This window comes from Aquirufa sp. (assembly GCF_964796385.1).
This window is the reverse complement of sequence record NZ_CBAUBA010000019.1, coordinates 18,756-39,493: the sequence shown is the minus strand read 5'-3', so window position 1 is coordinate 39,493 and position 20,738 is coordinate 18,756. Positions and strand designations below refer to the sequence as shown.

Sequence of the window (20,738 nt, the reverse complement as noted above, 5' to 3'; positions counted from 1 at the left end):
ATGTTTATAATCGACGCACATCTAGATTTAAGCATGAATGCTTTAGAATGGAATCGAGATTTACGATCTTCCATTGAAGAGATTAATGACCGCGAAAAACATTTAACCGACAAACCTGACCGTGGACTAGCGACAGTTTCTCTAGGCGAATTACGTAAAGGTAATATCGGATTAGTTGTTGCAACACAAATTGCTCGGTATGTTGACCGAAACTCAACTCTACCTGGTTGGAACTCACCCGAACAAGCTTGGGCACAAACACAAGGCCAATTAGCGTATTACAAAGCATTAGAAAGAAGTGATGATCTGCGTCCGATACGGAATCTACCTGAATTGTACACACATTTAGCAAAGTGGCCTACGGATCAACATACCATAGGATATATCCTAAGTTTAGAAGGGGCTGATTCAATCGTGTCTTTAGACTATTTGGAAATCGCTCATGAAGCAGGGTTACGGGCTTTAGGACCCGCACATTATGGACCTGGAAGATATGCGCAAGGAACAAATGCCACAGGGGGTATCGGTCCAAAAGGGCGTGAATTACTGCAAAAAATGCATGAATTGAACATTATTTTAGATGCTACCCACTTATGTGATGATAGTTTTGATGAAGCGATGGAACACTTTGACGGACATGTTTGGGCAAGTCATCATAATTGTCGGGCCCTCGTAAATCATAACCGCCAATTATCAGATGCTCAGTTCAAGGAATTGATTCGTCGGGGAGCGGTCATCGGAATGCCATTGGACGCTTGGATGATGGTACCAAATTGGGAACGCGGAAAATCAAACCCAAAATCCATGGGAGTAACATTAAATACCATGATTGACCATTTGATCCATATTTGTGAATTGGCTGGAAACACAAATCATGTAGGTATGGGAACGGATTTAGACGGTGGATTTGGCAAGGAACAATGTCCACATGATTTGGAGACGATTGCCGACTTGCAAAAAATACTTGAATTATTATCTAAACGAGGTTTTTCGGAAGATGACATTAAAAACATCTGTCACCAAAACTGGTTGAAATTTTTAGAAAAAGCGTGGGCCTAATGTTTCGGAGGAGGACTGATGGTAGTCCAGCCGCCATCCACGATTAAAGTTTGACCTGTAATGTGTTTGGCTTGATCCGATAAGAAAAATAAGGTGGCAGCCGCAATGTCAGAAACATCAGCTGCCTTTCCCAAAGGGGTAATTTCCGCCCAATCAGATTGATATTCTGCATTCTTCAAGGTACGTTCGGTAATTGTTGCTCCCGGTGAAACCGAATTAATCCGAATTTGGAAAGGAGATAAATCAATCACTAGATTCTTCACCAACTGATTTAAGGCGGCTTTTGTCATACCGTAGGCAGCTAAATCAGGGTGCGCTTGATGGCCCGTAACAGATGACATGACCACAATGGAACCAGCAATCTGCTTTTCACGAAAACGTTGCGCTAAGGATTGAATGAGGAAAAAAGTACCCACTAAATTCACTTGCAAGATTTGCTCCATGGAAGCGCGCTGGTATGACCAAAAGTCACCAAAAGTTGTAATTCCTGCATTACAAACAACGCCAGCTAATTCATGCGTTGATGCTTCTAATACTTGATTTAACTCATGTAAAAACGCAGTTGAACTTGCATCCTCCTGAATACAAACATGCGCATGCAATCCTAAATCATTCAATTGTTGGACCGCAGCAACCTTTACGTCGTAATCTATTTCATTCCAAACGACAAAATGGCCATTGGATAAAAGTTGTTTTACTAACTCAAATCCAATTCCTTGGCCAGCTCCTGTGATTACGTATATTTTCATTAATGTGAATCGCGCGTTACTGTGGAACCTGATCCTCCTTTTAAGAAATCAAAATCCGCACCTTTATCAGGTTGTTCAATATGATCAATAAATAAACTCACATATCCACGCGGATGGGTTGGAGGTACTAATGGCTGAGCTAATTTGCGTGCAGCTAATTCCTCATCCGAAACTTCCCAATTTATAGACCGACTTTCTACATCTAATGAAATATAATCTCCATTCTGAACCCAATTCAAAGGTCCTCCAGCAGCTGATTCAGGTGAAACGTGTAAAATAACCGTTCCAAATCCTGTACCACTCATACGTCCATCTGAAATACGAACCATATCTTTAACTCCTTTTATCAGTAATTTTTTCGGAATTCCCATATTGCCCACTTCAGCCATCCCTGGGTATCCTTTCAAGCCGACATTTTTCAATACCATCACTGAAGATTCATCAATATCTAATTCAGGAGTATCAATTCGTGCGTGATAATCCTCGATATTTTCAAAAACAACTGCCTTACCGCGATGCTTAAATAATTCAGGGGAAGCAGCTGATGGTTTTAAAACCGCACCTTGAGGCGCTAAATTTCCTCGTACTACAGCAATTCCTGAATCTGGTTTGAATGGCTCTGCGAAAGACGAAATAATCGTGGGATCGTAAATAGGCGTATCTGCAATATTTTCGCCAACCGTCTTTCCATTAACTGTGATGCTCGACGTATGCAAATGTTCCCTCATTTGATTCATCAATGCTGGTAACCCACCCGCATAGTACAAATCTTCCATGAAAAATTCTCCTGAAGGTTGAATATTAGCTAACAATGGAATATTTAAAGAGAAATTATCAAAATCATCCAAGTGTAAATCCACACCAATACGACCTGCGATGGCCAATAAATGAATCACAAAATTAGTAGAACCACCTGTAGCGGCATTTACACGAATCGCATTTTCAAAAGCTTGTCGGGTTAATACCTTTGACATCTTTAAATCCTCATTCACCATTTCCACAATTCGCCGACCAGAATGCTGCGCCAATACCTTGCGACGCACATCAGCTGCCGGAATAGCCGCATTTTGAGGTAAACTCAAACCTAAAGCTTCCACCATCGTAGCCATGGTAGAAGCTGTACCCATCACCGCACAATGTCCAGGCGTACGAGCCATACAAGCTTCCGCCTCAATAAATTCTTTTTGAGATAATTCGCCTAGTTTATAGGCCTCAGCAAAGCGCCATACATCTGATGTGCCAATATCCTTTCCCTTAAATTTACCTTTCATCATCGGTCCACCTGAGATCACTAATGTAGGTAAATCCACACTTGATGCACCCATCACGAGGGAAGGAGTCGTTTTATCACAACCACACATCAGGACAACACCATCAACTGGGTTTGCGCGAATAGACTCTTCAACATCCATACTTGCCAAATTACGGAATAGCATGGCAGTAGGTTTAATTAACGTTTCACCCAAAGACATGACGGGAAACTCAACAGGAAATCCACCTGCCTCAATAACACCTTTTTTAACAAATTCTGCTAATTCTCTAAAATGCGCGTTACATGGCGTCAATTCAGACCACGTATTACAAATACCAATTACAGGCTTACCTTGAAAATAATCATCGGGTATACCTTGGTTTTTCATCCACGCACGGTAGATAAAGCCATCTTTTCCTGTTTTTCCAAACCACTGTTGGGAACGCAATTTTGAATTACTCATAAGTTATGTTTTCTAGGTCTAAGGTCTTTTTCAAAATAAAACTTTGGTCTTTGCCAAAAGTATAAAAACATGCTCGATATCCGTTACCAAAATCAGCATAGGGATCATTTGCATATTTTACTAATCGTACTAAACTATTCTTTTCAAAATATAAAGAATCTCCACCAATATACCCAAAGGCTTGTCGGCCCTTTAAAATTGGGAAAGTAATCTCACGTACACGTCCTGAACCATATTCAAAAGCCAAAATTTGAGTTCGTTTACTTGTATTTTGACCATAAATCCAAAATTCAGGCAACTGATTACCATTTAAATCAGAAGCTAAAATTTGCTTCACTGGCCATGCCAACTTTTTCGAAAATATCAGTTGGCTACTTTTATAGACTTGAAAGACATTCGAATCTACCTTGGCTTCAAAATCTTCAATAAACGCATTAATGAAAGTAGGCTCCACGGAGAATGTTGCGCTTGATTCTGGCTGGGATTGCTGACTTAAAGAATCAGCAAAGCCAATAGCCATTAAATTATCTTCGAGACTTACCTCAACACTTGACTGCTGATCATGCGCGGCGATATACCAAAAGAGAAACCCTAAAGCAGCTAAAAGTCCCAGAAAGAGTAGGCTTTTAAGCATGCGCATGTACAACTTGTTGAATAATTGAAATGGCTTTTTTTAACTGCACACGCGGACAAGCAAAGTTTAAACGAATAAAATCTCCTCCTTTAAATTGCTCGCCACGTAAGACATGCAATCCAGCATCAAATAAACGCTTTTGTAAATCACCATGTAGATTTGCATCGAAGCCGATCCAAGCCAAATAAGTGGCTTCTAATGGCAACATGGTCAAACCAGGAAGACTATTGATTGATTCTAAAAGTAAGTCATGATTAGTCCGCAAATAGGGTAGCAGTGATTCCAACCAATCCGATGACATCGTTAATGAGGTCTCCATCACCTCGATACTATGCCGTGTAAGCATAGGGAAAAAACCAAACGTCTTTTTAGAAAACGCATCACGTACATTTTTATCAGGAATAATAGCCACAGCACCACCTAAACCAGCTGTATTATAGGCCTTAGAAGTTGCAAAGAAATTAATATCACTAGCGATACACAGATGTTTAGTTTGTGAACTAATCTGCAAATCAGCATGAATTTCATCAGAGACAATCAGGCAATCGTATTGGGCACACAACGTACGAATCCGCTCAATTTCATGCGAATTAAACACAGTACCACCTGGATTATGTGGGTTACAAAACAGAAATACCTTGGGCCCTTTTTTAAGTGCTAATTCAAACGCTTCGAAATCATACGTCCATCGATTTCCCTCTTGAATCATAGGAAATGTGATTAAGGGTCGATCGACCCAACTAGCAACTAAATGAAATGGATGATACACAGGGACGGCAGTTAAAATTCCATCTTGAGGAGTCGTAAACGCAGCACAAGCAGCAGCAATACCAGGAACAATTCCTGGAATCCAAACTTGCCAATCTAACGAGGTATCCCAACCATAATCTTGGCTAATTTTAGACTGCATCGCCACTTTAAGTGTTTCAGGAACGATTGCATAACCCAAAACGGCATGATCAGTTATTCGATTTAACGTAGTTAAAATTTCATCCGCGACAGGAAAATCCATATCAGCTACTGGCATAGGTAACATCCCCGAAGCAGGGTAGCTTACATTATCCCATTTAAAACTACTTGTATTGCTACGATCAATGACCTGATCAAAGTTGTATTTTTTCATTACTTAAAAATAGGTCTAAATGCCGAAACACCAATAAATTGTCGGTGCGTTTTCAAGTATTCACCTAAGGTTTGCTTACTGACAATCACACGTTTAAATTCCTGTGACGCATGGAGTAAATGTACTTTTCCGTCTTTTCGATAGATCATGCCGGTATGCAAAAAATCAATCGTAGGATTTTTAGAAACTAAACCCACCAAATCTCCAGATTTCAATAAGGGCAATAAACGATCAATTAAGGCATTAGGCGTATAATAAAACTCCTTTTGAGCTAATTCGCTTTCTCTTGAACGAAGCAAAGCAAGATTGATTTGTCCTAGCTGCTTAGAAGCTAAGTAATTACTTAAAAATGAAAATGATTTAGGCAATTTCTGAAGCATATCACGCGTACCTACCAAAGGGTAACCTAACTGCCGCATGGCATCCGAAAAGTAATGGTATCGTTTTTCGTATTGGACAGAATCACCTGCGTAGCGAAAATGAACCAAAGATTTCCGATATGTAGACTCATCGCCTGCAGCATGTGTTAAGGCTAACGAATTTTCAATAAATGTCACACAATCAAAGGATGTTAAATCAGCAACGAGTTCTTCAGGATTGGAAATAGACAAAGCATTAGCTCGATAAGGTTTACCTAAAAACTGTAAACCTATTCGAGTCAAATCATGATTACTTCGGGTTTCTTGAATAGCCAAACGTAAAGCAGGAGTGACTTGACCCAAAGCTGAATAAAAACTACAAAGGAAAAAGAGGACTATTTTTCGCGAATCCATAATACACTAATTGCTCCCGCAATAAAAAATACACCTGCCATAACAATCGCATAGATCGCATTTCCATTATAAAAATACTTCACAATAGAACCACCGATGATGCCATTGACAATCTGAGGAACCGTGATAAAGAAATTGAAAATCCCCATGTAAACGCCCATTTTTGACATGGGGATAGAGCCGGCCAACAAAGCATATGGCATGGCTAAGATACTTGCCCAGGCCATACCAACGCCCATCATGCTTAAAATGAGCATTTGAGGATCTTGAATAAAATAGATTGAGATCAAACCAATACCTCCAGCCGTTAACGAAAAAGCATGAGTAGCTTTATTCCCTAAGAAAGTGGCAATACGAGGCAAAAAGGCAGCATAAATAGCCGACACCCCACTGTAAACCCCGAAAATGATGCCTACCCAGTTGGCCGCATCCTGATATCCAGCCGACTGATGATCATTTAAATCCAATCCATACACGTGATGTGCAATGGCGGGTGTTGAAAAAACCCACATCGAAAACAAACCAAACCAAGAGAAAAACTGAACTACACCCAACTGACGCATCGTAGTGGGCATTTCCTTGATATACCGAAATACAGAAACGAGCGTATCCTCTTTTCCATCTGACTCAAAACCCATAGCCTCACGCTCCTCAGGAGAATATTCCTTCGTACCTACAATCGTCCAAATTATAGCAGCTATGAAGACAAAAGCACCTACATAAAATGAGAAACGTACATTATCTGGAATTTGACCTGGCTCTGCCAATTTCGCAACACCCATCCATTCGCCTAAAATATACGGTAACCATGAACCCACTACAGCACCAATTCCAATTAAAAATGTCTGAATCGAGAAACCAAGTGTATTTTGTTCCTCCGGTAAATTATCCGCGACTAAGGCTCGAAATGGTTCCATGGCCACATTGAATGAAGCATCCATCATCATTAAAATACCTGCACCAACAATCATAGGAGGCAGATATCCCGCTAATGCACCCGCATGAGGGAAAAATAATAGGGCAGAAGCCGCCAAAATGGCACCCGTAAGAAAGAAAGGTTTACGACGTCCCAAGCCATTCCATGTACGATCCGAGTAAAAACCAATGATTGGTTGAATCAACATACCTGTTAGCGGAGCGGCCAACCAAAACCATGATAATTGTTCGACATCCGCGCCAAAACTTTGTAAGATCCGAGAGGCGTTTCCATTTTGTAAAGCAAAGCCAAATTGAATGCCTAAAAAGCCAACACTCATATTAAAAATCTGACCTAAGGATAAGTGTGGTTTTGTTAATTTCTTCATGGTTTATAAATTAAATATCAACGCACTATTCGCCGGAATATAAATCTTGTTTCCTGTTAATCGAGGCGCTTCCGAGGTACTCGGTGGTGTAAAATAGGTGTTTTTGACAAATTTGAATGATTTTACCTGCATCATATCAAGCGCTAATTGGGGCAACTGAATCGTAAACTCGTGACCTTGCTTCGCATCGAAATTTGTCACGATCAATAGCTTTACCTTGGAAGTATAGCGTAAAAATGAATACAGATGTTTGGCATCATACGTAGTATCCTGCGCATACTGTAAATCAAAAAAAGCGCCCTGTTGGATTGCATCCGAAGTATGTACGAGCTTAAATAACTGTTGGTAAAATTGATCAATCTCCTTCTCCGCTGCACTCAATAAGCCCCCATCAAATTTTCCTCCGTTCATCCAACGTTGATGCGTTTCCACACGCCAGAAATCAAACATAGAACTACGATCGTCTGCCTCATTATATCCTTCAATCTCATTCGCTTTTTCACCAAATTCTTGACCCATGTAAATCATTAATGGACCATCATGCAAGGTTGAAGTCACGACCATTCCAGGAATGGTTGACCAAAAATTATTCGCTGCAAAAGCCGGTGTATTCAAACGATGTTCATCATGATTTTCCAAAAACCGTAGCATGTGTTTCGCAAAATCACCTGATTCATTTTGCCAAACACGCGTTATATCCGCTGTGGTTGCCTCTGGTTTTTCTTGCATCAAGCGACGAATGCCATCGTATAAACCTACTTTGTCATATAAATAATCGAAGCCCCCTTTAAAAATATAATCCTTATATAGATTGGGTTGATAAATCTCTGCAATGAAAACCACTTGATTATGTTTATTTTTAATCTTAGGAATCGCATAGGACCAAAACTCGACAGGCACCATCTCCGCCATATCACATCTAAATCCATCTACACCTAAATCTGCCCAATAATTCAAAACTTGAACCATTTTAAGCCATGTATCGGGAATAGGGTCAAAATACGTTGTATTTCCATGCTGGTAATCTATCCCATAATTTAACTTCACTGTTTCGAACCAATCATTAATGGAAGGCTGTGAATTGAATACATTATTTCCAGAAACCTTAGCAGGAATTTCCGTGTAAGGAATCGTTACAGGAACAGGGGGATGAACGCCCTCAGGTACTGAAAATTGGGTACCTGGCAAATAATAGAAATTATTATTGGGTGCAAATGAAACTTGATTGTTATCACGCGTACCAAAATCCTCAATGCCCGCAGGCTTTTGATCGGAATGATATTGCCTTGCCAAGTGATTCGGCACAAAATCAATGACTAGTTTAATGCCGGTTTCATGGAAGCGGGCCAACATCCCCTTGAATTCATCCAAACGTTGTGCAGGATTCTCGGCTAAAAACGAATTCACATCATAGTAATCTTTGATTGCGAAAGGGGAGCCCGCCCGACCTTTCACAACCGATGGATGATCTAATGGGGAACCAAATGCTGTCAAATCCTCCATGGTGGTATGTTCAATCAAACCAGTTGCATACACATGCGTAATACCTTTTGCTTTTAGGGCCTTTAATGCTTTCGTAGAAACATCCTTAAATTTAGTCACTCCATTTTGCTGGGCCGACCCATTACGAACCAAATTTGTATTGGTGTTCCCCCACAGGTGAAACATCATTTGATACACAATAAATTTAGAGGAGGAATTCGTAGCGGTAGGCATAGTAGATTGGGAATTCAAATTAGGCGATAAGACAAAGCAGGCCAAAAACAAAAATAAAAAACGGGTAAATCGGAGCATATCGAAAAATAAACAGCCTAGCACAGCAGAAATAGCTTTCTTGGCATAAGTAAATGTAATAATTTTGAACATTCAAATAAACAGATTTTCATAAAATATAACCCAAAATGACATATAAGGCATGCCTATTTGATTTAGATGGCGTATTAGTTGACACAGCCATATATCATTTTAAAGCATGGAAAAACTTAGGTACTAAGTTTGGCTATGCGTTAACAGAAGAACAAAATGAACAATTGAAAGGCGTATCACGCGTTGAGTCATTGAACCGAATTTTAGCTTGGGCAAATTATTTCGCCACAGAGGAACAAAAATCAGCTTGGTTAATTGAAAAGAATGAAAATTACTTGGACTTAATATCTAATATGAATCCAAGTGAAATATTACCTGGTGTATTGAATTTCTTACATCAAATCAAAGAAGCAGGTTATAAAATCGCATTAGGTTCCGCTAGCAAGAATGCTGAAATCATTTTATCCAAAACAGGCCTAATCGAATGGTTTGATTTAATCATAGACGGAAATAAGGTTACGAAGAGTAAACCAGATCCTGAAGTATTCTTAAAAGGAGCAAGTGGTTTAGGTTTCTTACCCACCGAATGCATCGTTTTCGAAGATGCACAAGCTGGCGTAGAAGCTGCCAAAGCTGGAAATATGCGTGCTATTGGAATAGGAGATGTGGAGATGTTGCGTCAGGCCGACAAAGTAATTCCCAATTTTGTAGGTATTCAAGCATCCGAATTATTGCAATTTCAAGAAACACACTAGCACAGAATTTACAAAAAGAGACATTCGTTTATTTTTGTAAGGATTACCTAATAACCCTGAGTTTACATGAAGCAATATTTAAAACTCGATGAATGGAAAATCATCGAAGACAAGTTTAATCCTGAGTTCAACGAAATAACTGAATCAATCTTTTCACTAGGCAACGGCCGCATGGGCCAGCGCGGTTCTTTTGAAGAAACATACACAGGGAAAACACTTCAAGGTAATTACGTAGCCGGTGTCTATTATCCAGACAAAACACGCGTAGGCTGGTGGAAAAATGGGTATCCAGAATATTTCGCCAAAGTACTTAATGCCGCCAATTGGAATGGCCTAGAAATTACCATTGACCGAGAAATAGTAGACCTGAATACAAGTAAAATAAATTGCTTCTACCGTGAATTAAACATGAAAGATGGATTCATTTTGCGCCAATGTGAAATTACATTAGCCTCAGGAAAATCACTCGCCATTGAATCCCTTCGTTTAAATAGCATGGCTGATGATGAATCAGGTGTTATTTTGTATCAAATAATCCCACTTAATTTTTCAGCCACAATCTCCGTCAAAGCATTCGTAGATGGTGATATAAAAAATAAGGATTCGTACTACGATGAAAAGTTTTGGGATGAAGTAAAAGTAGGCGCGAGTGATCACACCTCTTTCGTTTGGTCTAAAACGAAGAAAACAGGATTCGAAGTTTTCACAGGTCAAAAAATTGAATTAGCTGTTAATGGACAAAAGCAAGCAATAGCAGCAAAGACTGAAACGAAAGAAAAGTATAGTTCGTTAACTTATTTAGTGCCAACAGCACAAGGAGAAAAATTAAGAATCACGAAATTTGCTGTCAACTTAAGTTCCGAAAATCACCCAGCATCAGCCTTAGAGTCACGTGGAATTGACTACTTAAACCGCATTTACGCCAAAGGATTTGATACCATGAAAAAAGAACAAGCTGAAGCTTGGGAAGCGAAATGGGCGATCAATGATGTGGTTATAAAAGGTGATGTGTCGGCCCAACAAGGCATTCGATTTAACATATTCCAGTTGAATCAAACATATACAGGAGCAGATGATCGCTTAAATATTGGACCAAAAGGGTTTACAGGCGAAAAATATGGTGGATCCACCTATTGGGACACAGAAGCTTATTGTATTCCGTTCTATTTAGCTACCGCACCACAAAATGTATCCAAAAATCTATTAATCTACCGTTGGAAACAACTAGATCGCGCTATTGAAAATGCTGTAAAACTTGGTTTTAATCAAGGAGCGGCCTTATATCCGATGGTTACGATGAATGGTGAGGAATGCCATAATGAATGGGAAATAACTTTTGAAGAAATTCACCGAAATGGGGCTATCGCTTACGCAATTAAGGATTATGTAGATTATACAAACGACCGCAAGCATTTAGTTGACTATGGTTGGGAAGTATTAATCGGCATTTCACGTTTTTGGGCGCAGCGCGTGAATTGGTCAGAGAACCGAAAAAAATATGTAATGCTTGGCGTAACGGGTCCTAATGAATATGAGAACAACGTAAACAACAACTGGTATACAAACTATTTCGCTGTATGGTGCTTAAAATATACGTTGGCTGTATTGCAGGAAATCAAATCAAATTATCCAGAAGCCCTACAAGAGAAACTAGCCAAAACAAATTTCAAGAACGAGGAAATTGCTCAATTTGAGCATATCATTCAAAACATGTACTTCCCGCGTGATGAACAAAAAGGAATATTTTTACAGCAAGACGGATTCTTGGATAAAGTAATTGCACCTGTAGATGCTATTCCAGCAGGTCAAAGACCCATCAATCAAAACTGGTCATGGGATCGCATTCTTCGTTCTTGCTTTATCAAGCAAGCTGATGTATTGCAAGGCATGTATTTCTTTGAGACTGAATTCAGCAAAGAAGAAATTGAGCGTAATTACAATTTCTATGAACCATTGACGGTTCATGAATCATCGCTGAGTCCCTGCGTGCATAATATAATCGCCGCAAAATTGGGTAAAGAAGATAAATCGTATGAATTCTATACGCGTGCTGCACGATTAGATTTAGATAATTACAACAATGATACTGAGGATGGTTGCCACATCACAAGTATGGCAGGTACCTGGATGTCCATTGTGAAAGGATTTGGTGGCATGATGCTGGTAAATGACCAGTTAAGTTTTAATCCATTCCTTCCAAGTCAATGGGAAGAATATGCATTTAAGATCAATTTTAGATCAAACCAACTAGCGATTAGGATATTTAAGAAAGGGGTCGAAATTACCAACTTATCAGCTAATCCAATCACACTAATGGTCAAAGGTAGTTCGTATACGATACCTGGAGAAAGTACACAAGTAATCTAATTTATAGGCCAAGAAGAAATTCTTGGCCTTTTGATTTTAACTAAGTCAATACTGCTATCCAAGCAAAATAAGAGAAAGTTGACAAAATTTACATGTTTTAAAACCTTATAAGTTACCATAAAGACGACCTAAATAACGATTTAGAGGAATAAATCTTGGTTTGTGACAATTTGGCATAATGTGTCATGTTTGAATAAGATGGCATTATCCTTGTGCTAAAGGGTAAAAATTAAAATAAATAATCATGGGAAAAATTATTGGAATTGACTTAGGTACCACCAACTCATGTGTGGCGGTTATGGAAGGGAATGAGGCTGTTGTTATCGCTAATTCAGAAGGTAGAAGAACGACACCCTCCATTGTAGCATTTTTAGAAAATGGAGAACGTAAAGTGGGTGATCCTGCCAAAAGACAAGCCATTACGAATCCTCAGAATACGATTTCATCTGTGAAGCGTTTCATGGGTAAAAAATATTCAGAAGTAAGTTCAGAGTTAAAAACAATCTCATATCAAGTTGAGCAAGGAAATAACGACACGCCACGCGTGCGTATTGGTGATCGTTTGTATACACCTCAAGAAATTTCAGCTCAAATTTTAACGAAGATGAAGCAAACGGCAGAGGACTATTTAGGTCAAACTGTTACGGAGGCTGTCATTACGGTTCCTGCTTATTTCAATGATGCAGAACGTCAAGCAACAAAAGAAGCTGGCCAAATCGCTGGTTTAGAGGTAAAACGTATCATCAACGAGCCTACAGCTGCTGCATTAGCATATGGCGTAGACAAAGGTGGTAAGGATATGAAAATTGCCGTTTTTGACTTAGGTGGCGGTACTTTTGACGTGTCTGTGTTAGAATTGGGTGATGGTGTATTTGAAGTTAAATCAACTGATGGTGATACACACTTAGGTGGTGATGACTTTGATCAGGTAATCATCAACTGGTTAGCGGAAGAATTTATTTCGGATGAAAACATCGATTTGCGTAAAGATCCAATGGCTTTACAGCGTTTGAAAGAAGCTGCAGAAAAAGCTAAAATCGAATTGAGTTCAAGTGCATCTACTGAAATCAACTTGCCATACATCATGCCAGTTGACGGTATTCCAAAACACTTAGTTCGTTCATTGTCCAAAGCAAAATTTGAACAATTAGCTGATAGCTTAATCCGTCGCACCTTGGAACCGTGTAAGCGAGCAATGAAAAATGCTGGTTATACTAATGCTGATATAGATGAAGTAATCTTGGTGGGTGGTTCGACTCGTATTCCTCGTATTCAAGAAGAAGTTGAAAAATTCTTTGGCAAAAAACCTTCTAAAGGAGTTAATCCAGATGAGGTTGTTGCGATTGGTGCTGCGATTCAAGGAGGTGTATTAACAGGAGAGGTGAAGGATGTTTTATTACTTGACGTTACTCCACTTTCATTAGGTATTGAGACCATGGGTGGTGTATTCACGAAATTGATTGAATCGAATACGACAATCCCGACAAAAAAATCGGAGACATTCTCGACGGCTGCGGATAACCAACCATCAGTAGAGCTTAACGTTTTGCAAGGTGAGCGTCCGATGGCGAAAGATAACCGTTCATTAGGCCGTTTCCACTTAGATGGTTTGCCACCGGCACAACGTGGTGTACCTCAAATCGAAGTTACATTTGACATCGATGCGAATGGTATCCTTAACGTTTCTGCCAAAGATAAAGGAACTGGTAAAGAGCAAAAAATCCGTATCGAAGCATCTAGTGGTTTGACAGATGAGGATATCGAGAAAATGCGTAACGAGGCGAAAGCGAACGAAGCATCGGATAAATTAGAAAAAGAAAAAGTAGAAAAAATAAATCAAGCAGATGCGTTGATTTTCCAATCTGACAAGCAATTGAAGGAATATGGTGAGAAATTATCGGAAGGAAATAAAACGGCAATCGAAGGTGCTTTAGCCGAATTGAGAGTGGCACATGCTTCTCAAGATTTAGCGGGTATCGATGCTGGATTAGAGAAATTAAATACAGCTTGGACGGCAGCTTCACAAGAAATGTATGCTGCAGGTGCAACAGAAGGAGGAGAAGGAGCACAACCTACAGATGCTGCCGCTGATAGTGGTGCTGAAGATGTTGCCTTCGAAGAAGTAAAATAATTTCTACTAGAGAGTAGAGAGTAAAGAGTAAAGAGTAGAGAGTAGAGAGTAGATTATTCTTTACTCTCTACTCTCTACTCTTTTATTGGGAAATCCCATCCCACAAACGCTTCCGCACCTGTAAAGACTCAATGGCGGCCTGTGTGGCTCTTGCCCATTTATCGGTATTATCACCACATAATTCTTCCATCATGCGATAGGCTAATTGGCTGTGATGATCTCCGTCAACTTCAATATGACGCTCTAAATAATAGACCAAGGTTTCAATTTTAGCTGGTGCATCTTGTTTTAATTGATCAACAATGAGTTGGAACATACCTGGAATCAAATCTTCACGACCAAAGGTAAAAATGGCAGCCACTTCCTCAATGGGTCTATTTTGTATCGATTCGAAGGTAAACGTTAGAAAGTCACGTACCGAATTAGGAATCTCTAGTGAAGGCAATAAGGTAAGCACACCAGTAATAGATTGACAATTAGTCAATTCCTTTAAAGCTGGTAAAACATCTATACCTAATTCACGCATCGCGCGAACATATAATTCAAAATGACTCGTGTATTGACCATGTTGGTCTACATCCGACTCTTCACCCAGGACAATTTCATTAATCAAAAAACGGACTTCAGGAGTTCCCTTGGGTACCCAAGGCTGATCAACCGAGGTTAGTTCTTTTTGAAGTTTCTTAACCAGAGACATAAAGTCCCAAACCGCAAACACATGATGCTGCATGAAATTGGCTAGGTCAGCGGGAGACTGAATGTAACTATTAATTGAATGTGTTAATAAAGCTTGTTGGTGCGGCTCAATCGCCTTTTTAAGTGCTACTAAGGAATTCATAAATGTATACTACCTTTTTTATATTTTAATGATTGGCCATTACGACCATTTTTTACCGCTAAAATCTCAGATACAATCGAAATAGCAATTTCATCAGGACCTTCTGCGCCAATATCTAATCCAATAGGACTAGACAATAAACTAACTTCAAGCGTTGGAATTTGTTTTAAGATTCGATCCATTCGTTTATTTGGACCTAAAATACCCACATAAGACCAGCGATCTACCGCATACTGGTTTCTTAAAAATTCAACATCCCGATCAAAATCATGCGTCATCAGCACCAGGCAGTCCGTATTTCGTACGGGTAAATCTTCATTCCAATCGTAACATGCTTGGACTGAATCACGAACGGTTGGATTCATTTTTAGCTTATTACCAACCCAGTGAATTTCCCAAGCCAATTGCTGACATAGTTGGATTAAACTGATTGCGTCAAATTGATTACCCACAATCCATATGCGCGTATTGGCTGGAATATGTTCTACAAAAATCTGTTTGTTTCCTTGCTGCGTAAATGATCCGCTTTTATCTATTACCGCCTGAATAGAAAAGTTTGGACCTTCCCACGTACTCTGAAGTGTATACGCCAGTCCTGAATCTAAACACATCTTTAATTGCTCAGAAACTTGTTCTACATGTTCGCGAATAGGATCAATAATAATTTCGATTAAGCCCTGACAGCCTAATCCGATACCCAACTGAAATGGGTCATCTTCTCGGGTATCATATGTGATGTTTTTAATGGTTTGTTGGCGCATCGCCAACTGCGCTTTCTTCAACAAATCACCTTCTAAACAACCTCCACTAATTCCGCCCCACCAATTTCCATTTTCGTCAATGAGCATCCGAGCACCTGGTCGGCGATAAGCCGAACCGTCCACAAAAACCACCGTGGCTAAGGCAAATGATTCTCCTGAATTTAATAGGCGTTTTAATTGGCCAAGAATTTGAATCAACTCTTTCATATTCAATTCAACTTTTCATGTAAATAGGAAATAAGAAAATCAACATCTTGTGAGGTCGTGCCTAAACCCATGGAGATCCGCAAAGTTGCTAAAGCTTCCGCATCAGACAATCCAATCGATTTCAACACATGTGAGGGTAAATGCGTTTTGGCATTACACGCAGCACCATTAGAGATGGCTACATTGGGAATACGCTGAAACAAGGTTTCCCAGTCGGTTTTAGGCACCGAAATACTGAGTATATGAGGAACAGTAGGCGCACGTGACACATTCAATTTCCAATGCGCAGGTACAGATTGAATAATACGCGATTTATACTCCGCTAATGTTTGTGCATGAGACAAGAGTTCAGGAATCAGTTGAAAAGATGCAGCTAAACCTACGATTTGTGGGACGGCCAACGTACCACTACGTATTCCACGTTCTTGATCACCGCCAAATACCAATGGATGAATCTGAACTCCCGGTTGGACAATTAGTGCCCCTATACCTTTCGGCCCATAGACCTTATGTCCTGATACACTCATCAAATGAGGCAAAGCCTTGCCTTGAAGGTCTACTTTTCCAATAGCCTGCGTGGCATCTGCGTGAAATATTAATTGATGCGCATCCGCTAGCGCGCGTATAGCTTCATAATCTGTAATCGTGCCCAGCTCATTATTCACGAGCATGAGCGTAATTAATAAGGTATCGGATTGTATCGCAGCCTTGACATCCTCCACATCGATCATACCCGCTCCATTGGGAGGTACATAGGTAACTGACCAACCGAGCGACTCCATGTGTTGGCATACCGCCAAAACCGCCTTATGCTCTAAGGTAGATGTAATGATATGCCCTGGCTTACTTCCAGATAAAAATCCTTGAATACCTAGATTGTTTGATTCTGTCGCACCAGAAGTAAATACAATACTTGATGCAGGTAAACTGAAATACTTCGCAATGGATACGCGAGACTTTTGTATGGCTTCTTCAGCGACCCAACCATAATAATGCTGATTAGAACCTGCATTACCGAAATCCTCCGTAAAATAGGGGAGCATATCGTTAAGTACCACTGAATGAACAGGGGTGGTTGCGGCATAATCGAAATAGATGGGCTTTTGCAAAGTTACCAGATTAGGCAACAAAGATAAGGGATAAAAAAAAAGTCCCGACTAAATCGGGACTTTTCATTTGGCTTATGCTAATTTCTTAACAACGGCTTTAAAAGCTTCTGGGTGGTTCATCGCTAAGTCAGCTAAAACTTTACGATTTAACGTCATTCCAGATTTATTGTATTTGCCCATGAACGCAGAATAAGACATTCCTTCCGTACGAACTGCTGCATTGATACGTTGGATCCAAAGTCCACGAAAATCTCTTTTCTTAACTTTACGATCACGGTATGCATATTGCAAACCTTTCTCTACTTTGTTTTTGGCTACAGTCCAAACGTTTTTACCGCGACCATAGAATCCTTTCGCTAACTTAAGGATTTTCTTTCTTCTAGCTCTTGAGGCTACGTGATTGACACTTCTTGGCATAATTTTTTGTTTTTTGAAATGAGGCGAATCTTTCAATTACTTTAGCCTACTTTCTGGTTTAACAATAACTGAATTCGCTAATTATAGTCCTAACATTAATGTTACGCGACCCATATCAGCTGGTGAAACTAATGTAGCGTGTACTAAATTACGCTTTTGTTTCGTTGTTTTTTTAGTAAGGATATGGCTATGAAAAGCGTGTTTACGCTTAATCTTACCAGTTCCCGTTACTTTGAAACGTTTCTTCGCTCCAGAGTTGGTTTTAATTTTTGGCATTCTTTAATTGATTAGACATGTAAAAATTGGAACGCAAAAGTAATAAAATTACCTCTACATTCCACGATAATTAATAATTATTTCTTAGCTGCTTTAGGGGAGAAGATGATGCTCATCCGTTTTCCTTCTAACTTCGGCATATCGTCAGGCTTGCCAATATCCTCGAGACCTTTGGCAAAATTCAATAACAACATTTCACCGCGCTCTTTAAAAACGATGGTACGACCTACGAAATGTACGTATGCCTTCACTTTAGCACCTTCTTTTAGGAAGTTAACCGCATGCTTTAACTTGAAGTTAAAATCATGCTCATCTGTATTCGGACCGAATCTGATTTCTTTAATTACAGTTTTAGTGGCGTTGGCTTTAATCTCCTTTTGCTTTTTCTTTTGATCATATTTGAATTTAGCATAATCAATGACCTTACAAACCGGAGGAACAGCCTTAGGCGATATTTCAACCAAATCTAAATTTTGGGATTCTGCAATCTCTAAAGCCTTCGCGAACGGATAAACACCAATCTCGATATTCTCACCCACTAATCGAACCTCTTCAACACCACGAATCAACTGATTTATGCGGTAAGGTTCTTCTTCTCTTTTATTTCCTCTGTAATTGTTGTTGGGGCGTAAAGCCATAAATTATAATTTGTTAAAATAAAAATCACTTCGAAGCTAATTTAAAAACCCCATAATTGCAAACAAATGACACTCAAGGGCCTAAATTATCAATTTTTTCTAATTCGAATAAGATTGTTGGTTTATTTCTTCCCCAGCCAATGCCATAAAAGCATCCAAGGTCATCATACCTAAATCACCTTCTCCTTTTTTGCGAATACTGACCATCCCATCTGCCTGCTCTTTCTCGCCCACAATGATCATAAATGGCACTTTCCCAACTTCTGCATCCCGAATCTTGCGTCCCATTTTTTCATTCCGATGATCTACATACCCACGTAAATCTCCTTCTTGGAGACGTAAATAAATTTCATTCGCATAATCTTCAAACTTCTCCGAAATAGGCAATACCGCTAATTGATCAGGCGAAAGCCACAATGGGAAATTACCCGCCGTATTCTCTATCAAAATCGCAATAAAACGCTCTAAAGAACCGAAAGGAGCGCGGTGAATCATGACCGGCCGGTGTTTCAAGTTATCAGAACCCGTAAATTCTAATTCAAAACGTTGAGGTAATTGATAATCAACTTGAATAGTACCCAACTGCCATTTACGACCTAATGCATCACGCACCATGAAATCTAGTTTTGGGCCATAAAATGCAGCCTCCCCATAAACCACCTCCGTAGGTAAGCCTTTCTCGGCTGCTGAATGAATAATTGCATTTTCAGCACGATCCCAATCTTCATCATTTCCAATATATTTCTCGCGATTCTCACGATCACGTAGCGATACTTGAGCTGAATATTCAGAAAAACCAAGCGCCTTAAACACATATAAAACAAGGTCGATAACCTTCATGAACTCTTCCTCGACTTGATCAGGCCGGCAAAATATATGTGCATCATCCTGTGTAAAGCCACGCACGCGCGTTAATCCATGCAATTCACCCGATTGTTCATACCGATATACAGTCCCAAACTCAGCTAAACGCAAAGGCAAATCCTTGTACGAGCGAGGCTTTGTCTTGTATATCTCGCAATGATGCGGGCAATTCATTGGCTTTAATAAGTATTCTTCATTCTCATCTGGTGTACGAATTGGCTGAAATGAATCCTTTCCATACTTCGCATAATGACCCGAAGTAACATACAATTCTTTACTTGCAATATGAGGCGTCACTACCGGGGAATAACCCGCACGAACCTGTGCACGCTTTAAGAAATTCTCTAAACGCTCGCGTAAAATAGTGCCTTTAGGTAACCACAAAGGTAATCCCATACCCACTTTTTCCGAAAACGCAAACAATTCTAATTCTTTACCCAATTTCCGGTGATCCCGACGCTTCGCTTCTTCCAATAAGAATAAATAATCCTCCAACTCCTTTGCCTTAGGAAACGTAATGGCATAAATACGCGTCATCTGCTTGCGCTTTTCATCTCCCCGCCAATACGCACCAGCCACACTTAATAACTTCACCGACTTAATAAATCCAGTCGATGGAATGTGTGGCCCACGACACAAATCCGTAAAGTTTCCTTGAGTATAAAACGTAATTTTACCGTCCTCTAAACCCTCCAACAACTCTAATTTATATTCATCATTCTTCTCCTTAAAGTAGGCGATAGCATCCGCCTTAGCTACCGATTTGCGCGCATAAGCACTTTTTTGCCGTGCCAACTCCACCATCTTATCCTCAATAGTCTTAAAATCATCCGATCCAAATTCTTGATCACCTAAATCGATATCATAATAAAAACCATTCTCAATCGCTGGCCCAATACCAAATTTAGTCCCAGGAAATAGCGCCTCAATTGCCTCTGCCATTAAGTGAGCAGATGAATGCCAAAATGTCTTCTTACCTTCCGTGTCATTCCAGGTCAACAATTGTAAGGTAGCATCGCCTGAAATCGCAGCATTTGCATCCACAACTTCACCATCTAATTTTGCTGCTAATACATTACGAGCCAAACCTTCTGAAATGGACAATGCTACATCCATAGGAGTGATTCCTTGTTCAAACTCACGAACCTGACCGTCAGGAAAAGATATCTTAATCATAGAAAAAATTTTTGCAAAGGTACAAATTAAGCCGCA

Annotated in this window: 18 protein-coding genes; 4 read left to right on the top strand and 14 right to left on the bottom strand. The window is 39.8% G+C overall.

Annotated features, from left to right (window positions below; genetic code table 11):
* Positions 1-1,059 carry a dipeptidase gene (locus AC1W6K_RS07395; RefSeq protein ID WP_481946998.1) on the top strand — a complete coding sequence of 353 codons (1,059 nt, stop codon included), beginning with the start codon at positions 1-3 and terminating at the stop codon, positions 1,057-1,059.
* On the opposite strand, the gene AC1W6K_RS07390 is transcribed toward AC1W6K_RS07395, so the two are convergent.
* From AC1W6K_RS07390 to AC1W6K_RS07360, 7 genes are read right to left on the bottom strand one after another with little or no spacing between them, the layout of a single operon-like run.
* Positions 1,056-1,808 carry an SDR family NAD(P)-dependent oxidoreductase gene (locus tag AC1W6K_RS07390; RefSeq protein WP_481946997.1) on the bottom strand — a complete coding sequence of 251 codons (753 nt, stop codon included), beginning with the start codon at positions 1,806-1,808 and terminating at the stop codon, positions 1,056-1,058. The genes AC1W6K_RS07395 and AC1W6K_RS07390 overlap by 4 nt on opposite strands.
* On the bottom strand, positions 1,808-3,523 hold the full coding sequence (locus tag AC1W6K_RS07385; RefSeq protein WP_481946996.1) for an IlvD/Edd family dehydratase: 1,716 nt from the start codon (positions 3,521-3,523) through the stop codon (positions 1,808-1,810). The genes AC1W6K_RS07390 and AC1W6K_RS07385 overlap by 1 nt, the downstream gene beginning before the upstream one ends.
* Entirely contained in the window at positions 3,516-4,163 is a 648-nt protein-coding gene (locus AC1W6K_RS07380) for a hypothetical protein (RefSeq protein ID WP_481946995.1), read from the bottom strand. The genes AC1W6K_RS07385 and AC1W6K_RS07380 overlap by 8 nt, the downstream gene beginning before the upstream one ends.
* Complete coding sequence (locus AC1W6K_RS07375) at positions 4,150-5,280, bottom strand: MalY/PatB family protein (RefSeq protein WP_481946994.1); 1,131 nt, start codon at positions 5,278-5,280, stop codon at positions 4,150-4,152. Before AC1W6K_RS07375 ends, AC1W6K_RS07380 begins: the two co-directional genes overlap by 14 nt.
* Positions 5,280-6,053 (bottom strand): N-acetylmuramoyl-L-alanine amidase-like domain-containing protein, encoded by a 774-nt coding sequence (locus AC1W6K_RS07370; RefSeq protein WP_481946993.1) that lies wholly within the window; start codon positions 6,051-6,053, stop codon positions 5,280-5,282. The genes AC1W6K_RS07375 and AC1W6K_RS07370 overlap by 1 nt, the downstream gene beginning before the upstream one ends.
* On the bottom strand, positions 6,035-7,357 hold the full coding sequence (locus AC1W6K_RS07365) for an MFS transporter (RefSeq protein WP_481946992.1): 1,323 nt from the start codon (positions 7,355-7,357) through the stop codon (positions 6,035-6,037). Before AC1W6K_RS07365 ends, AC1W6K_RS07370 begins: the two co-directional genes overlap by 19 nt.
* A gap of 3 nt (positions 7,358-7,360) precedes the next feature.
* A complete protein-coding gene (locus tag AC1W6K_RS07360; protein ID WP_481946991.1) occupies positions 7,361-9,223 on the bottom strand; it encodes an alpha-amylase family glycosyl hydrolase in 1,863 nt (620 codons plus the stop codon).
* A gap of 35 nt (positions 9,224-9,258) precedes the next feature.
* Here AC1W6K_RS07360 and pgmB point away from each other — a divergent pair, with 35 nt between their 5' ends.
* The 3 genes from pgmB to dnaK all read left to right on the top strand — a co-directional run bounded on the left by pgmB (position 9,259) and on the right by dnaK (position 14,416).
* The gene (pgmB, locus tag AC1W6K_RS07355; RefSeq protein ID WP_481946990.1) at positions 9,259-9,918 is read left to right on the top strand and encodes a beta-phosphoglucomutase; all 660 of its coding nucleotides are present in this window, start codon (positions 9,259-9,261) and stop codon (positions 9,916-9,918) included.
* A gap of 66 nt (positions 9,919-9,984) precedes the next feature.
* The gene (locus AC1W6K_RS07350; RefSeq protein WP_481946989.1) at positions 9,985-12,285 is read left to right on the top strand and encodes a family 65 glycosyl hydrolase domain-containing protein; all 2,301 of its coding nucleotides are present in this window, start codon (positions 9,985-9,987) and stop codon (positions 12,283-12,285) included.
* Positions 12,286-12,529: 244 nt separating this feature from the next.
* Complete coding sequence (dnaK, locus tag AC1W6K_RS07345; protein ID WP_481946988.1) at positions 12,530-14,416, top strand: molecular chaperone DnaK; 1,887 nt, start codon at positions 12,530-12,532, stop codon at positions 14,414-14,416.
* 82 nt (positions 14,417-14,498) lie between these two features.
* On the opposite strand, the gene AC1W6K_RS07340 is transcribed toward dnaK, so the two are convergent.
* The 7 genes from AC1W6K_RS07340 to thrS form a co-directional block, all read right to left on the bottom strand.
* On the bottom strand, positions 14,499-15,254 hold the full coding sequence (locus AC1W6K_RS07340) for a DUF3050 domain-containing protein (protein WP_481946987.1): 756 nt from the start codon (positions 15,252-15,254) through the stop codon (positions 14,499-14,501).
* Positions 15,251-16,222, bottom strand: coding sequence for an XdhC family protein (locus AC1W6K_RS07335; protein ID WP_481946986.1), 972 nt, complete (start codon positions 16,220-16,222; stop codon positions 15,251-15,253). Before AC1W6K_RS07335 ends, AC1W6K_RS07340 begins: the two co-directional genes overlap by 4 nt.
* A gap of 2 nt (positions 16,223-16,224) precedes the next feature.
* Positions 16,225-17,331: a cysteine desulfurase family protein gene (locus AC1W6K_RS07330; RefSeq protein WP_481946985.1), complete on the bottom strand. Its 1,107-nt coding sequence runs from the start codon at positions 17,329-17,331 to the stop codon at positions 16,225-16,227.
* 72 nt (positions 17,332-17,403) lie between these two features.
* Positions 17,404-17,748 carry a 50S ribosomal protein L20 gene (gene rplT, locus AC1W6K_RS07325; protein ID WP_377982564.1) on the bottom strand — a complete coding sequence of 115 codons (345 nt, stop codon included), beginning with the start codon at positions 17,746-17,748 and terminating at the stop codon, positions 17,404-17,406.
* An 81-nt stretch (positions 17,749-17,829) separates the two neighbouring features.
* Positions 17,830-18,024: a 50S ribosomal protein L35 gene (gene rpmI, locus AC1W6K_RS07320; RefSeq protein WP_395785347.1), complete on the bottom strand. Its 195-nt coding sequence runs from the start codon at positions 18,022-18,024 to the stop codon at positions 17,830-17,832.
* A gap of 77 nt (positions 18,025-18,101) precedes the next feature.
* Positions 18,102-18,662: a translation initiation factor IF-3 gene (gene infC / locus AC1W6K_RS07315; RefSeq protein WP_377982560.1), complete on the bottom strand. Its 561-nt coding sequence runs from the start codon at positions 18,660-18,662 to the stop codon at positions 18,102-18,104.
* A gap of 99 nt (positions 18,663-18,761) precedes the next feature.
* Positions 18,762-20,702 carry a threonine--tRNA ligase gene (gene thrS, locus AC1W6K_RS07310; RefSeq protein ID WP_481946984.1) on the bottom strand — a complete coding sequence of 647 codons (1,941 nt, stop codon included), beginning with the start codon at positions 20,700-20,702 and terminating at the stop codon, positions 18,762-18,764.
* Positions 20,703-20,738 lie beyond the last annotated feature (36 nt).

What these genes read in the sequence shown, in the direction of transcription:
- AC1W6K_RS07395 (WP_481946998.1), top strand. Translation starts at nt 1, where the DNA reads ATGTTTATAATCGACGCACATCTAGATTTAAGCATGAATGCTTTAGAA.
- AC1W6K_RS07390 (WP_481946997.1), bottom strand. Translation starts at nt 1,808, where the DNA reads ATGAAAATATACGTAATCACAGGAGCTGGCCAAGGAATTGGATTTGAG.
- AC1W6K_RS07385 (WP_481946996.1), bottom strand. Translation starts at nt 3,523, where the DNA reads ATGAGTAATTCAAAATTGCGTTCCCAACAGTGGTTTGGAAAAACAGGA.
- AC1W6K_RS07380 (WP_481946995.1), bottom strand. Translation starts at nt 4,163, where the DNA reads ATGCGCATGCTTAAAAGCCTACTCTTTCTGGGACTTTTAGCTGCTTTA.
- AC1W6K_RS07375 (WP_481946994.1), bottom strand. Translation starts at nt 5,280, where the DNA reads ATGAAAAAATACAACTTTGATCAGGTCATTGATCGTAGCAATACAAGT.
- AC1W6K_RS07370 (WP_481946993.1), bottom strand. Translation starts at nt 6,053, where the DNA reads ATGGATTCGCGAAAAATAGTCCTCTTTTTCCTTTGTAGTTTTTATTCA.
- AC1W6K_RS07365 (WP_481946992.1), bottom strand. Translation starts at nt 7,357, where the DNA reads ATGAAGAAATTAACAAAACCACACTTATCCTTAGGTCAGATTTTTAAT.
- AC1W6K_RS07360 (WP_481946991.1), bottom strand. Translation starts at nt 9,223, where the DNA reads ATGTTCAAAATTATTACATTTACTTATGCCAAGAAAGCTATTTCTGCT.
- pgmB (WP_481946990.1), top strand. Translation starts at nt 9,259, where the DNA reads ATGACATATAAGGCATGCCTATTTGATTTAGATGGCGTATTAGTTGAC.
- AC1W6K_RS07350 (WP_481946989.1), top strand. Translation starts at nt 9,985, where the DNA reads ATGAAGCAATATTTAAAACTCGATGAATGGAAAATCATCGAAGACAAG.
- dnaK (WP_481946988.1), top strand. Translation starts at nt 12,530, where the DNA reads ATGGGAAAAATTATTGGAATTGACTTAGGTACCACCAACTCATGTGTG.
- AC1W6K_RS07340 (WP_481946987.1), bottom strand. Translation starts at nt 15,254, where the DNA reads ATGAATTCCTTAGTAGCACTTAAAAAGGCGATTGAGCCGCACCAACAA.
- AC1W6K_RS07335 (WP_481946986.1), bottom strand. Translation starts at nt 16,222, where the DNA reads ATGAAAGAGTTGATTCAAATTCTTGGCCAATTAAAACGCCTATTAAAT.
- rplT (WP_377982564.1), bottom strand. Translation starts at nt 17,748, where the DNA reads ATGCCAAGAAGTGTCAATCACGTAGCCTCAAGAGCTAGAAGAAAGAAA.
- rpmI (WP_395785347.1), bottom strand. Translation starts at nt 18,024, where the DNA reads ATGCCAAAAATTAAAACCAACTCTGGAGCGAAGAAACGTTTCAAAGTA.
- infC (WP_377982560.1), bottom strand. Translation starts at nt 18,662, where the DNA reads ATGGCTTTACGCCCCAACAACAATTACAGAGGAAATAAAAGAGAAGAA.
- thrS (WP_481946984.1), bottom strand. Translation starts at nt 20,702, where the DNA reads ATGATTAAGATATCTTTTCCTGACGGTCAGGTTCGTGAGTTTGAACAA.